This window comes from Paenibacillus sp. EZ-K15 (assembly GCF_002573715.1).
In the GTDB taxonomy this organism is placed as follows: domain Bacteria; phylum Bacillota; class Bacilli; order Paenibacillales; family Paenibacillaceae; genus Paenibacillus_AQ.
Genome location: NZ_PDHM01000016.1, coordinates 60,602 through 74,095 on the forward strand (window position 1 = coordinate 60,602; position 13,494 = coordinate 74,095).

Genomic DNA, 13,494 nt, shown 5'->3' on the forward strand with positions numbered 1-13,494 from the left:
TAAAGATTGGAATAGATGTTATTGTGCCAGTTGGTCTGAAGCTTCATATTCCTTATCTAGGAGTGTGTATCACATAAGATGATTTTGCTAATGTTTCAATTGCCGGCATAAAATTCGATATGCATAAGGTTCTAAATCGATATGCATCGTACCGTTTACCGGTTTAACGGGCTCTTCCGTCTCGGCATCAATCCAATCGGTCGTAACGATAGGATGCGATAAGGTACGTTTCGAGTCGCTATTGTTCATCCAGACGATAAAATGCATGGTTTCGTCCGCACGCTCGTACACAATGCAAGGATCATGGAGATTCGCTTGCAGGAAGCGGAAGCGTCCCTGTCTCAGCGCCTTATGCTTTTTCCGAAGCACGATCATCCCTTGATAAAACTTATACACCTCTTGGTTTCGTTTCTTTGGATCCCATTCCATGCATTTGCGGCAATCGGGATCTCCGTCACCGGTCAATCCGATTTCGTCGCCATAAAAGATGCACGGCGTTCCCATGAATGTAAACAGAAATACAACCGTGAGTTTCATGCGCCGGATATCTTCTCCCGCACGGGTAAGCAGCCTTGGCGTATCGTGACTGCACAGCAGATTAAAGACCACTTCGTTGGTCTGCTGCGGATATCGCATCAAGATCGAGCCGATACGATTGGCGAAAGTGAGCCCGTCCATATTGCCGTTAAAGAACTCCAGCACCTTATCGGCAAAAGGATAATTCATTACGGAATCAAACTGGTCACCTTGCAGCCAGATTAAGGAGTCCGACCAGACCTCGCCCACGATATAAGCGTCAGGGTTGGCCTTCTTGACTACCTGTCTGAAATCCCGCCAGAAATGATGGTCAATTTCATTGGCAACATCCAGACGCCAACCGTCGAGATTAATCTCCTTGATCCAGTACTCGGCTACACCCAGCAAATACGCCTTAACTTCGGGATTGGCCGTATTGAATTTCGGCATATTACCGAAAAAGCCAAAGGTGTCGTAGCTGGGAATGCCATCCTTGACCTCGCAAGGAAACTGGTTCACATGAAACCATTCGGCATATTCGGATTTCTCGCCGTGCTTCAGCACATCCTGAAAGGGAGGGAACTCCTCGCTGCAGTGATTGAATACCGCATCGAGAATCACTCGAATGCCTTTAGCGTGACAAGTATCTACTACTTTTTTCAATAATTCATTATCGCCAAAGTGCGGATCCACCTGTTTATAATCAACCGTGTCATATTTATGATTGGAGGGGGAGAGGAAGAGCGGAGTAAAATAAATGGCGTTAATGCCCAGGTCAACGAGATCATCCAGATGATCCAGCACGCCCTGCAGGTCACCACCGAAGAAATTATCCACCTCTGGCTTGCCGCCCCAAGCCTTGGTTTCTTCAGGATTGATGGCCGGGTTTCCGTTAGCAAAGCGCTCTGTCATAATTTGATAAAACACGGCTTCTTTGGCCCATTCCGGTACTTTGAATACATCGACTTCATGTATGTACGGGAATTCAAAGTAACCGGCAGGCGGATAAGGGTAGTCCCATCCAATTCCGCTATCCACCATATAAACCGTCTCATCTCCGGCATGAATCCGAAAGCCGTAGGATAGTCGTTTATATTTTGGCCTGACTCCGCATTCCCAGTAATCAAACATGTCATCCGAGGCGGCCTTTTCCATGGTGATCTCGAAGTACGTACGGTCCCAATCATATTTGTCGCCGGTCATGGCAACAACAGAATCAATGTCGTTTTTCTTGGTTCGAATCCGAAGATGAATGGTTTTCGTATCATATGCATAAGCCCATTTATCTCTTGGAACATGATACAGTGCTTCTAACAGCATGGTTACACCTCCTATATGAGTAAAGCTATAGCTAATTAATAACCAACTGCTGGCTTGCATGAATCATGGAGTGAAAGAGACCGCCCGGCTAGCCTTCCTATATATCAAGTACCGCATGTTATGCGCAATTATAAGATGGGAAGGGGACGGATAGATTATGCATCGTCGGAAGATTGCTCACCATAGATCATCGTATCACTTTCTGGATGATGCTAAAGTCCTGTATTTACATTTATATGTAGGAAAAATTGAATGGCCCGTAATCGTTAATATAGCGAAGTGACTTCCACAATATGGACTCTCAATCGATTCACCCCTCTTATTTATTTGTTTAAATGATTAAAAGAATCATCAGTAACATAATCCTAAGGGTATGATGAATTGACCATTGTATTAAAATAGTGGAGTAGACGCCATATGTTAGGGTTTAATATAAGGGCGCTGTTCATGAGAACCCATGAATTTTCATTGCATATTCATGCATCCTGTTTTATAATGACTCAGTTGCATTTTTTCTATGGTTGAATTTATTCGTAACAGTTAGGGGAGAAACGAGACATATGAAACGTAAATTTACAGCGTGGATGACCCTGTTCATGGTGGTCGTGCTGTCTTTTGGCAGTATCGTTCATGCGGAGGGTGAGAAGAAAACGGTGATTCTCGGCACGAGTGCCGATTATGCACCTTATGAGTTCCATAAGACGATAGATGGCGTGGATACCATCGTCGGATTTGATATCGATATTGCGAAGGAAATCGCCAAGGATCTTGGTGCCGAGCTCATTATTAAGGACACCTCCTTTGATGCGCTCTTGCCGGAGCTGACGAGCGGACGCGTGGATTTTGTCATATCGGGCATGAATCCGACAGAAGAGCGCCGAAAGAGCATCGATTTCTCCGAGCCTTATTATGCTGCGGAACAATCGGTTGTTGTTCGTAAGGAAGATGCACTCAAGTTCAACACGCTTGAAAGCCTGGAGGGAGCTCGCATCGGGGTTCAGAAGAGCTCCATTCAGGAGTCCATTGCAAAGACAATTCCGAAAGCCAATGTGGTATCACTGGATAAAATCCCGGACTTGCTGCTGCAGCTGGAATCCGAGCGCGTGGATGTTGTTCTCGCCGAGTATCCAATCGCGAAGACGAATATGAATGAAGCGACCATGGTGATCACGGACGCTAAACCGACGGCTGAGAATGACGCCTATGCCATTGGGGTTCGCAAAGGGAACGAAGAGCTGCTCAAGAGCATTAATGCTACACTCGAGCGCTTGAAGGAAAATGACCAGATCCAGAAGTTTGTCGACGAGGCCAGTGACCTGGCTGCCGGTCGTAAGGCAGAGAACCTGAACACATTCGAATTCTTTTGGAAGTACCGTGATTATTACGCCAAGGGAATCCAGTTTACGTTGCTTATTTCGGCTCTTGGTGTGTTTTTCGGTTTCATTCTCGGATTGATTATCGCATTAATGCGGATGTCGGGTGTCAAAATCCTTAAGTTTTTGGCTACCGCTTATATTGAGATCATCCGTGGTACCCCGATGCTGGTCCAGTTGTTTATTATCCATTACAGCTTGGCGGCGTTTGATATTAAATTCTCACCGATCCAGTCGGGTATTTTGACGCTTTCTATTAACAGCGCTGCCTATCTAGCTGAAATATTCCGTGCCGGCATTCAAGGCGTGGACCGCGGTCAATTGGAAGCTGCACGCTCTCTCGGAATGACCAAGGGCAAAGCGATGCGCCACATTATTTTGCCGCAAGCGTTAAAAGGCGTTTTGCCTGCGATCGGTAATGAGTTTGTTGTCATCATCAAGGAATCCTCCATCGTCTCCTTCATCGGTGTGGTGGACATTATGTATCAAGCCCAGATTTTGCGCGGCATGACGTTTGCGGCATTGAATCCGCTGCTTGTGGCCGCCCTGATCTACTTTATACTGACATTCGTTCTTTCGAAACTTCTGGGTGTCTGGGAAAGGAAGTTGAGTGCAAGTGATAACCGTTAAGGATCTTCATAAATCGTTTGGCAAGCTGGAAATCTTGAAGGGCATTGACATTGAGATTGCAAAAGGAGAAGTAGTGGTTGTCATCGGGCCGAGCGGCTCCGGTAAAAGTACCTTTTTACGATGTCTCAATTTGCTTGAAGTGCCGACCAGCGGCGAAATTTCGTTCGAGGGTGAGCTGATCACCGCCAAGAATCACAATATCAATGCAACCCGTGAGAAAATGGGCATGGTATTTCAGCAGTTTAATCTGTTTCCTCACAAGAAGGTCATCGATAATATTACGCTTGCTCCTATTCAGGTGAAGGGTGTCTCGACAAAGGAAGCCGATGCTACTGCAGACGAGCTGCTGAAGTCGGTTGGCCTGCAGGACAAGAAAGAGGCATATCCTTCCCAGCTGTCCGGTGGACAGAAGCAGAGAATTGCCATTGCCCGCGCACTCGCGATGCAGCCGCATGTCATGCTGTTTGACGAGCCAACCTCCGCACTGGACCCTGAAATGGTGGGTGAGGTATTGGAAGTAATGAAGAAACTTGCCGAAGGCGGTATGACGATGGTTATCGTCACCCATGAGATGGGCTTCGCTCGGGAAGTGGGGGATCGAATTCTGTTCATGGATGGTGGTAAAATCGTAGAGGAAGGCACGCCGGACCAGCTGTTTGGCAATCCGACTCATCCTCGTACGCAAGAGTTTTTAAGTAAGGTTTTGTAACTTTTATATCTACATTGTAACAAACAAAAACAGCGCCATACCTGATTGTTTCAGGAATTGGCGCTGTTTTTGTTTGTTTATTGGTAACAATTGCTTGCAGTATAGGTTACAAAATTGTGATATATTGATGTCCGTTGACATATTACATCCGAATTACCATGCTACATATAGGGAGGCATCTTTAGATGTTACAACAAATGAAATCATGGACTAGAAATTATGGACTTAACAAAAATAATAAGATCGCTGGAAAAACTGCAAAATGGTTAACCATTACAGCCGTTGCACTTGGCTTGACTTTTGCCGGAGGCGGCCTGCAAGCCCATGCAAGCTCCGTGCATGTTGCTAAGAACGGCGACACCTTCTACTTCTTATCTAAACAGTACGGCGTTAATATGGACAAGCTGATAAAGGCTAATCCAACGATTAAGGCAACAAATATATACCAGGGACTAAAAATCACCATTCCAGGGACGGTATCGATGAACTCGACGGCATCTGCTGCACCGATCGCTCCAGGAACCTCCGGAGTTACGCCCAGCTTAAGCGTTTCCTCAGAGAAGAACGTGGTGGAAGCATGGGGCAAGACGTTTAATTACAGCAAAACATTGTCGGTCAAGGCTACTGCCTATTCTTCTGCAGCAAGCGAGAACGGTGGTTGGGGCGCGGTTGATTACTTCGGAAATTCCCTTGAGCTCGGCACCATCGCTGTCGATCCCAAAATCATTCCGCTCGGTACCAAGGTGCTTGTAACAGGACATGAGCATCCAGGACTGCCGAAAAAGGCATTTGTGGCAGAAGCTCGTGATATTGGCGGAGCTATTAAAGGGAATAAGATTGATATTTTCATCCCAGGTTCAAAATCGTCCGTGAATCAATTCGGCATTCAGGATATCAAATTGTTCATTATCGAATAATTCAATAATATTTCTAATACAAGAAGACGGCTAGACTGGATCCAACTCCAGTCAGCCGTCTTTTTTTGTTATGCAGATCTATCTCGATTCTGACACGCCTAACATCTCCGGGAGTGTGACGAAGCTATAACCTTTACTCCGCAGCTCTGTAATAATGTCCGGGAGAGCTTCGATCGTTCCGGTTAGGTCCGATCCCACGCCACCTCCGGCATGTTGGAGTACGATCGAGCCTGGCCCGACCGCTGATAAAATGTTGCTTTTAACCTCTTCCTTACGCAGCCCTTTCCAATCGAGGGAGTCGACATTCCAATTCACGACTTTGTATCCGTTTTTGCGTGCCCACTGAAGCTGTTCTTCATTAATATCGCCATAAGGCGGACGAATTAGCCGAGGATCCACTCCGGCTAGGGATTTCAAGATCGTGTTGGTACGTTCGATTTGGCCTTTGAATTTGTCCAGGCTCAGTTTGTTCAGCTGGGCGTGATTATAGGAGTGATTGCCAATGGCGTGACCTTCTTCATGGATTCGTTTCGCGAGATCGGGATGTTTTTTGGCCCGTTCCCCCACTGCAAAGAATGTGGCTTTTACCTGAAACTTTTTGAGGATGTCCAGTACTTTTCCGGTAAATCGGGGATCCGGGACATCATCAAAGGTCAGAGCGATCTGTTTGACCCGGGGTCCGCTGGAGCGAAAGGTATCCGGATATTTTCTCAGTAATTGACTTAAAGACGGCGCATCGTCTGAATTTTGGGTCTTATTGCGCTTGGCATGATCCAAGTTTTGGCCGGATTCCGACATGACGGAAGTGTCCTGGGGTTGAAGTGACAAACTATGTACATCAGACGCGTGTGCCGAGATGTCCGGCACCATGAAAAAGAATAACAGGATACACAACAGGCAGCTTCCTGCACGGTATCGATTGAACATCACGATCGGCCCCTTTCGCTTTTTAATATGGTATGCCCAGTTGATCGGGCGATTATCCTCAATATGGGAATGCGATGTTTTTTAGTTTTCCCTCAGAAAGGTGTATAATAACCGGTAACAGATTGGTTATTACATCTGATCATTTGGATATGGAAGGAGATAATCGCTTGGCAGACTTGTTTACACCTTACAATTTCAAGAATTTGACCCTCAAGAACCGCATTGTTATGCCACCGATGTGTCAATATTCCGTTCAAGCTGAGGACGGGATTCCGAATGATTGGCATTTTGTTCATTATGTCAGCCGTGCCGTTGGAGGTACTGGCTTCATTATTGTAGAAATGACAGGTGTCCATCCTGATGGACGCATAACGAATCAGGACACGGGGATATGGGACGATAATCAGATTCCAGCCTATCGCCGTATTGTAGAGAGCGTGCATTCTTATGGAACCAAGATTGGTATCCAGCTTGGGCATGCTGGAAGAAAAGCGCAGGATGCAGAACCGTCAGTAGCCCCTTCTGCGATTCCGTTCAGTTCCCATTACAAAATGCCCAAGATGCTTTCCGGGGCGGAAGTGGAAGAGCTCATTCAAGCCTTCAAGGAAGGCGCGCGTCGAGCTGTTGAGGCCGGGTTCGATACCGTTGAGATTCATGGCGCCCATGGTTACCTCATTCATCAGTTTCACTCGCCGCTAACGAACCAGCGCAGTGATGAATATGGTCAAGACCTTCCTCTGTTCGGCGAGCGTGTTGTCCAAGCCGTTAAGGAAGTGCTGCCTGAAGGCATGCCGATCATAATGAGGGTATCTGCAAAAGAATATGTAGACGGCGGCTATGATGTGCAATACTGTGCGGAGATTTGCAAACGTTACCGGGATGCCGGCGTCGATATTTTTCATATCTCCTCGGGGGGAGAAGGCCAGGTCGGCGCCAATGGCGGTCCGGAAACGAAGCCCGGTTATCAGGTGGATCTGGCAGCAGAGTTCAAGCAGCTGTTAAAGGTGCCTGTTATTGCGGTAGGAATGCTGGATGATTACCATGCCGCGCAAGAGGTGATTTTGTCAGGCAAAGCAGATCTGGTGGCGATTGGCCGGGGCATGCTCCGCGATCCCTACTGGGCTGTTCATGCAGCCAAGGCGCTTGATGGAGGACAGAAAGTTCCTAAGCAATATGAACGAGCATATTAAAAGTGCGTGTTCAAAAATTGAGAGTTCAAAAAGTCAGGTTTTCAGCACCGAAGCTTATGCTTTGCTTCGTGATCAAAAGATGACTTTTTGAACAACATCTATAAAAAATTTTTGAAACGTTTTGGAGCATGCAACGTAAATATTAATCATATACCAGTATTTTAAAGTGAAAGCGAGAGGAAGAGAACGATGTCCATATTTAAAAGATTGCGCGATTTGACCATGTCCAATATTAACGCCATTATCGACAAGGCGGAAGACCCGATTAAAATGACGGATCAGTACATCCGGGATATGACGGAAGATCTTGAGGATGCCGAGAAAGCGGTAGCTTCGCAAATTGCCATCGAGAAACGCTTTAAAGCACTTTATGAAGAGCAAGCTGCGCTTGTGGAAAAACGCACGCAGCAAGCGCATACCGCAGCACAAGCTCAAAACGTTGATCTTGCCCGCCGCGCACTGGAAGAGAAGAAGGCCGCCGAGGCCAAGCGTGATGAGTACAAAGCCAGCTACGATCAGAATAAACTGGCAGCCGACAATCTGCGCGGCAAGCTGGAAGAAATGCGCAAGCAGCTTACAGCGATGAAGAACAAACGTGAAACTTTGGTCGCTCGTTATAATGCCGCTAAAGCGCAAACCGAGATCAACAAAGCGATGAACGGGTTTGGGACTGATACAGCATCAGCCGGATTGAAACGAATGGAAGAGAAGATGCTGGCTATGGAAGCTCGTGCGGAAGCAAGCAATGAAATGTCGTCACGTGAGAAATCCCTTGATGAAGAGTTTGAGAACCTTGGCAAGGACAAAGTCGTTGAGGATGAGCTTGCAGCCTTGATGAAACAATACGAGAACAAGTAATAACGGATTTTAGCGGTCTAACAGTTATATTGTTCAGGGGGCGAGGGAGAAACAGCAGAGCTGAATGCAGCTGAGCTTCTCCTTCGCTTTTGTTTGATCGTAGATATAAGGGAAGATCCTTTTATTAGACGTCTGTCTTCAATTGAGGCGGCCCGGGCTTAAGGGAGTTTTTCGTATGTTGAATGTGGAGGCTTAGAGATGGATTTTGATATGATCTTGCGTGTATTGCTATGGACAGCTGTCGGTGGGCTGCTGTTGTTTGTTTTGATGTTTGTGGATTCCCTGTTCACGAAATATAACGATCTTGAAGAAGTGAAAGCGGGTAACATGGCGGTAACCACAAGACTGATACTGAAACTGTTCGCACAAGGGTATATTTTATCCGTGTCGATCGGAACGTCATATCATCTGTTTGAGGCGATTGTGGTATCAATCATTTCGTTTATCATATTGCTGGTTCTCGAATCGTTGACAGAACTCATGCTGCGTAACTTCGGCAAGCTGAACCTTGACAAAGGAACCCGTGAGGGTAAGACGGGATACGGTTTGTTTGCAGGTTCGCTGCATGTGGTTGGAGCGTTAATTATTACCGCTTGCCTATAGAACGCATAATGGAGATAGGGGACAGGAAAGATGAGTATGTGGAAAAGAATCAGCAATTTATTTAGTAAGCCGGAGCCGCCCAAGGTAGAGAAAAGCATGCTGCAGCTGGCTCCCGGCGATATTTGTGAAGTGTCTCTGGTCACTTATGAAGTCACGGGTCGCGTGCACAATCGCGGTCGTAATGCGGTCGTCTTGACGCTGCAGGATGGCAGCACCATTGCTTATCTGCATATTGAGGAACGCGAGACGGTTCAGTATGTGTTATACGCTCCGATCGATGGACGGCTGGACTCTCCGGATGAGGTACCGTCCATCATCGATTTGGACGATCATGTCTTTCACTTGGAAGAGGAATACGGGGGACATGTATCGATTACGGGTCGTACTGCGTTTACGCAAAGTGGGGAGCAGCATGTATGGCAATACCAATCGGATGATTACAAGCTGCTGCGTATTGAATGGCAGAACGGGCGGTTTATGTTGTATGAAGGCGAGAAAGTGATACCGGGGGACGTTCGAGTTATCCGGGCGACTTAGGAGTGGTGGCATGAAGGAACGCTCTTTTATATCTATAAAAATCATATTGGTGCTGAGTTTGTTCGTATCATTATTGAGTGGATGCGGAGCGCCGAATATCAAGGATACCTATCCGCTGGAATCCGTCAATCGAGACGGAAATGCAACGTCCTATGTGTACCGGGCAGCTGATAAAAGCGTTCCCGATGTTGCAAACGAGCTCATGGCGGCAAACACGCCGGATCAATCATCTCCTGAGGATACCGAGCGGATGTTCTTGGTGTATGGGGATGAGTATTACCATTTGCAGCAGGACCCCCAGAAGCCGACCGATACGCTGATTGAGATCGATTCCAGGGAGTATGTTCAGCGTAATTATGATTCAAGTTTCCTGCAAGGTTACTTAACGGCAGTTCTGATCGGGAATTTATTTGATTCGATGGGCGGCGGGGGTTACCGGGGGTATACAAGTAAAGATGTGTATAAACCGGCACAAGGTAACTATAAGAAGCCGACAAGCAAGGATAAGAAGATCGCTCCGCCGTTGACGGTAGACCGGAGCGGGAAGATTACCCGGCGCGGTCAGGATTCTGCCGGTACCGGTGGAGGCCTGTTCCGACGAAATCCGGATACAAGCGGAGACCGCGGCACGATTAAGCGCGGCGAAAGCGGCGGGGGACTGTTCGATTCGCCTAAGAAATCGTACAAGAAGCCGAAGACCCGAATCGGATCTGGAAAAATCTCCCGAAGGGGACGAAGGTAAGCAAGGAGTTTCAAGCGCATGGTCTGGTGACCATGCGCTTTTTTGTACGAGCAGAAGGGTTTCATATGAGCCGAAGGCTCGGTTTGAAGATTGCTCAGAATGTAGTACAGTAAGAATGTCAGGTTTCTTTGAGTCAGAAAGTGAGGAATGCGTTGTGAAGGATAATCATTCGATATCGCCTAAGAAACAAAATCATAAATTTGATCGGCGCGCTTTACAGGTTGCGGACGCGCAAGCGCTCGCCGCTTCATATGCAGGGCTTGGTCAGGAGGAGTTCATTCGGTTGCAGGACAGTGATGGACGTGTGCTTGCCTCCGATGTCATCGCCCCTCACCCGTTTCCGGCTTTTGCACGTTCGGGCATGGACGGTTATGCTGTTCGCTCAGCGGATTTGGCGGCATGTGATCTAGGGGAAAAGGTGTGGCTAGAGGTTGTCGACCAGATCCCGTGCGGATATGTGTCTTCAATCCCGATTGAGCAAGGCAAGGCTTCCCGCATCATGACAGGCGCTCAAGTCCCGGAAGGGGCAGACGCTGTCGTTATGCTTGAAGCGACGGAGCTTCGAATGGAGGATGGCTTAACCCATGTAGGCTTCAAGCGGTCCATCGAGAAGGGGAAGAATATCACTCCCCTCGGATTCGAGCTTCAGGAAGGTGATTTGATCCTCCGCCGAGGAACTCTCATCGGGCCTGGAGAAATTTCAGTTCTGGCCACCTTCGGCATACATCAGGTTGAAGTGTATCGTCAGCCGGTGGTAGGAATTTTCTCGACGGGCACCGAACTACTGGACATCACCGAGCCGCTTGAACCCGGTAAAATCCGAAACAGCAATACCTATATGCTCGCATCGCAAATTCGGGAAGCCGGTGGTGTGCCGGTGATTATGGAGGCGATCCCGGATGATATCGAGCTCGCTCGCCAGAAGGTGGAGGAAGCGCTTCAGGTGTATGACATCGTGGTTACGACAGGCGGCGTTTCAGTAGGCGACTACGATATTATGGGGGAGCTGGTGACATCCGGCGGTCTGGACATGCTGTTTAATAAAGTCACGATGCGTCCCGGAAGTGTTACAACCGCGGCAGTGAAGGATGGTAAACTACTCTTCGCGCTATCGGGTAATCCAGGCGCATGTTATGTGGGATTTCTGTTGTTTGTCAGACCTGTGATCCGCAAGATGCTTGGCATGGAGCAGTTGTTCTTAACCGAATGGACGGCAGAATTGGGTTCGGATTACTCGAAAGTGAACAACTTTACCCGTTTCGTCCGGGGGAGCCTTAAGGTGTCAAACGGCAAGCTTGTAGCGACACCTGCATCCCTTGATGAATCGAGTGTCATGATCACAATCAAAGACAGTGACTGTTTAATCGTGATCCCGCCAGAGCTTCGAGGTGCAGTTAAAGGCCAAGCCGTACAGGTCCTCGTTCTGCCAGGAACCTGGACATGAAGATTTTCCAGATCTGCGGTTATAAGAACAGCGGCAAAACCACGTTGATTGCCAGCTTGATTCCACAGTTGAAACGGCATGGCATTCGGACAGCCGTCATCAAGCATGACGGGCACGGATTCGAAATGGATCACGAAGGGACGGACACGTACAAATTCCGTGAGGCGGGAGCCGAGGGGATCGCCATCGCTTCGCCAGGGCGTACGGCGATGCTGATGGAAACGGAGCTGGAACTTGCGTCGTTAGTCCATCTGTACAGCGATTTTGAGCTGGTGCTTGTTGAGGGCTATAAGATGCAGCCTTATCCGAAGCTCGTACTGCTGCGAGGAACGGAGGATATTGGGCTAGTGGATCAAGTTGAAGAGATCAGGGGGATTGTGGTGCGTCCTGAAATGCTAAAGGAACCGTCAGCCCTGCATGAGATACAGCAGCGGCTAGCGGTTCCCCTATTTACTTGGAATGACACAGAGCGGATTACGTCGCTGCTGCTGTCATTATAAAGAAGTTGTGGTTAATCATCGGAGCGGCGTTCAATCGCCTCGGACATCGTTTTGTCCGTTAAGTGGGCGTACACTTCGGTTGTCTCGGTGGATGCGTGACCCAGTTGTTCTTTGGTTTTGTAAATATCATTTTGCAGATAATAGTCGGTTGCAAACGAATGCCGCAGCTTATGCACGGTTAGGGCTGGCTTGCCAAAACGCTTGGCGTATTTGATGATCATCGCCTGAATTGCCCGTTTGGTCATGCGCTGCCCTTCATTCTGGCCGTTACGCAGTGCAACGAACAGAGCCTTTTCTTTTTTCGGCACCTTGTAGTGGGCCTGCCGAAGCTGCAGGTAATATTCAAGATCGTCTTTGGCTTGCGCACGGAAGTAGACCGGGGTTTTAAAGGTTTCGTCGTTATTACCTTTACGATAGACATGGAGCATTTTATTGTTCAGGTCGATGTCTGCCAGATTCAAATTGACCACTTCGGATACACGAAGGCCGGAATTTAATATGAGGCTGGCGATACAGGCATCTCTGACTTTATTTTGCTCATGCGCATAGAGCGCCTGTTTGTTCTGCTCCACATCCAGCCCATAACCTTCGTGAATGTAAGTAATGAAATCCTGAAGCTCTTCTTCTTCCAGTATTTTTCCTTTTAACTTGGCAGCCGTATCTTTGGGTTTATGAATTCGCTTAATTTCCACTTTAGCCATGATGTTACGCTTGAGAAGCGGGTAAAAGTCCTCGTCCTCCGCAATCTGGCTTAAATAATGAAACAGGGAGCGCAGCGATGAGAGCTTGCGGGAAACCGTGATTCTGGAGTTGGTCCCTTCCCGGCGCGTAGTCAGATATAATCGATAACTGGTGATGCTGTCCATGCGCAGCGTCTCCAGCTCGAGCAGCGTCACCTCTCGATTAGAGGTTGCTTGGGAAAGCCCCTCCGACCGGAGCCAATTAAAGAACGTTTCATAATCCCTTACATATTCGAGCAGGGTGGAGGGGGAGAGATCCGGGAGCTTGTAGTCGATAAATTGCTGTACGAACCAAGGCATGTCCGGCGATTTCTCATCGAGTCTTGCACGGTCGATATCTTTTTGTATATTCATGTTCCACCTCGAATAATTGTCTTTATTGCAATGACCTGTGTCATTAATTACTAGTGTAACATATGGAAAGTCTATCGTGCTTGCAGGTGTCAGATCACCGTGCTCACTGATCCGTTATTGTGCTTGTGTTTCAC

General features: G+C 47.9%; 13 protein-coding genes. 10 read left to right on the forward strand and 3 right to left on the reverse strand.

All coding sequences use genetic code 11. The annotated features are described in order from the left end of the window. Positions 1-87 precede the first annotated feature (87 nt). A complete protein-coding gene (locus tag CRG97_RS12860) occupies positions 88-1,836 on the reverse strand; it encodes an alpha-glycosidase (RefSeq protein ID WP_098743310.1) in 1,749 nt (582 codons plus the stop codon). Positions 1,837-2,396: 560 nt separating this feature from the next. Here CRG97_RS12860 and CRG97_RS12865 point away from each other — a divergent pair. From CRG97_RS12865 to CRG97_RS12875, 3 genes are all read left to right on the forward strand, one after another. After that, positions 2,397-3,839 carry an ABC transporter substrate-binding protein/permease gene (locus tag CRG97_RS12865; RefSeq protein ID WP_098743311.1) on the forward strand — a complete coding sequence of 481 codons (1,443 nt, stop codon included), beginning with the start codon at positions 2,397-2,399 and terminating at the stop codon, positions 3,837-3,839. Continuing rightward, on the forward strand, positions 3,826-4,548 hold the full coding sequence (locus tag CRG97_RS12870; protein ID WP_202618915.1) for an amino acid ABC transporter ATP-binding protein: 723 nt from the start codon (positions 3,826-3,828) through the stop codon (positions 4,546-4,548). Before CRG97_RS12865 ends, CRG97_RS12870 begins: the two co-directional genes overlap by 14 nt. A 185-nt stretch (positions 4,549-4,733) precedes the next feature. Beyond that, positions 4,734-5,465: a 3D domain-containing protein gene (locus CRG97_RS12875; RefSeq protein ID WP_098743313.1), complete on the forward strand. Its 732-nt coding sequence runs from the start codon at positions 4,734-4,736 to the stop codon at positions 5,463-5,465. Positions 5,466-5,543: 78 nt separating this feature from the next. On the opposite strand, the gene CRG97_RS12880 is transcribed toward CRG97_RS12875, so the two are convergent. Continuing rightward, on the reverse strand, positions 5,544-6,392 hold the full coding sequence (locus CRG97_RS12880) for a polysaccharide deacetylase family protein (protein ID WP_098743314.1): 849 nt from the start codon (positions 6,390-6,392) through the stop codon (positions 5,544-5,546). A gap of 167 nt (positions 6,393-6,559) precedes the next feature. Here CRG97_RS12880 and CRG97_RS12885 point away from each other — a divergent pair, with 167 nt between their 5' ends. From CRG97_RS12885 to mobB, 7 genes are all read left to right on the forward strand, one after another. After that, positions 6,560-7,582, forward strand: a complete 1,023-nt coding sequence (locus CRG97_RS12885) for an NADH:flavin oxidoreductase/NADH oxidase (protein WP_098743315.1) — start codon at positions 6,560-6,562, stop codon at positions 7,580-7,582. Positions 7,583-7,771: 189 nt separating this feature from the next. Then, complete coding sequence (locus CRG97_RS12890) at positions 7,772-8,440, forward strand: PspA/IM30 family protein (protein ID WP_076321197.1); 669 nt, start codon at positions 7,772-7,774, stop codon at positions 8,438-8,440. A 198-nt stretch (positions 8,441-8,638) separates the two neighbouring features. Beyond that, a complete protein-coding gene (locus CRG97_RS12895; RefSeq protein WP_098743316.1) occupies positions 8,639-9,043 on the forward strand; it encodes a DUF350 domain-containing protein in 405 nt (134 codons plus the stop codon). 30 nt (positions 9,044-9,073) lie between these two features. Continuing rightward, a complete protein-coding gene (locus CRG97_RS12900) occupies positions 9,074-9,580 on the forward strand; it encodes a DUF4178 domain-containing protein (RefSeq protein WP_098743317.1) in 507 nt (168 codons plus the stop codon). A gap of 10 nt (positions 9,581-9,590) precedes the next feature. Then, on the forward strand, positions 9,591-10,322 hold the full coding sequence (locus CRG97_RS12905; protein ID WP_098743318.1) for a DUF4247 domain-containing protein: 732 nt from the start codon (positions 9,591-9,593) through the stop codon (positions 10,320-10,322). A gap of 154 nt (positions 10,323-10,476) precedes the next feature. Beyond that, positions 10,477-11,766, forward strand: coding sequence for a molybdopterin molybdotransferase MoeA (locus CRG97_RS12910; protein WP_098745052.1), 1,290 nt, complete (start codon positions 10,477-10,479; stop codon positions 11,764-11,766). Beyond that, positions 11,763-12,266, forward strand: a complete 504-nt coding sequence (mobB, locus tag CRG97_RS12915) for a molybdopterin-guanine dinucleotide biosynthesis protein B (RefSeq protein WP_098743319.1) — start codon at positions 11,763-11,765, stop codon at positions 12,264-12,266. The genes CRG97_RS12910 and mobB overlap by 4 nt, the downstream gene beginning before the upstream one ends. A gap of 11 nt (positions 12,267-12,277) precedes the next feature. On the opposite strand, the gene xerS is transcribed toward mobB, so the two are convergent. Next, the gene (xerS, locus tag CRG97_RS12920; protein ID WP_098743320.1) at positions 12,278-13,360 is read right to left on the reverse strand and encodes a tyrosine recombinase XerS; all 1,083 of its coding nucleotides are present in this window, start codon (positions 13,358-13,360) and stop codon (positions 12,278-12,280) included. Positions 13,361-13,494: the final 134 nt, after the last annotated feature.

Coding starts and splice junctions, on each gene's coding strand:
- CRG97_RS12875 (WP_098743313.1), top strand. CDS start 4,734: ATGTTACAACAAATGAAATCATGGACTAGAAATTATGGACTTAACAAA.
- CRG97_RS12860 (WP_098743310.1), bottom strand. CDS start 1,836: ATGCTGTTAGAAGCACTGTATCATGTTCCAAGAGATAAATGGGCTTAT.
- mobB (WP_098743319.1), top strand. CDS start 11,763: ATGAAGATTTTCCAGATCTGCGGTTATAAGAACAGCGGCAAAACCACG.
- CRG97_RS12865 (WP_098743311.1), top strand. CDS start 2,397: ATGAAACGTAAATTTACAGCGTGGATGACCCTGTTCATGGTGGTCGTG.
- CRG97_RS12895 (WP_098743316.1), top strand. CDS start 8,639: ATGGATTTTGATATGATCTTGCGTGTATTGCTATGGACAGCTGTCGGT.
- CRG97_RS12890 (WP_076321197.1), top strand. CDS start 7,772: ATGTCCATATTTAAAAGATTGCGCGATTTGACCATGTCCAATATTAAC.
- CRG97_RS12900 (WP_098743317.1), top strand. CDS start 9,074: ATGAGTATGTGGAAAAGAATCAGCAATTTATTTAGTAAGCCGGAGCCG.
- CRG97_RS12880 (WP_098743314.1), bottom strand. CDS start 6,392: ATGTTCAATCGATACCGTGCAGGAAGCTGCCTGTTGTGTATCCTGTTA.
- xerS (WP_098743320.1), bottom strand. CDS start 13,360: ATGAATATACAAAAAGATATCGACCGTGCAAGACTCGATGAGAAATCG.
- CRG97_RS12905 (WP_098743318.1), top strand. CDS start 9,591: ATGAAGGAACGCTCTTTTATATCTATAAAAATCATATTGGTGCTGAGT.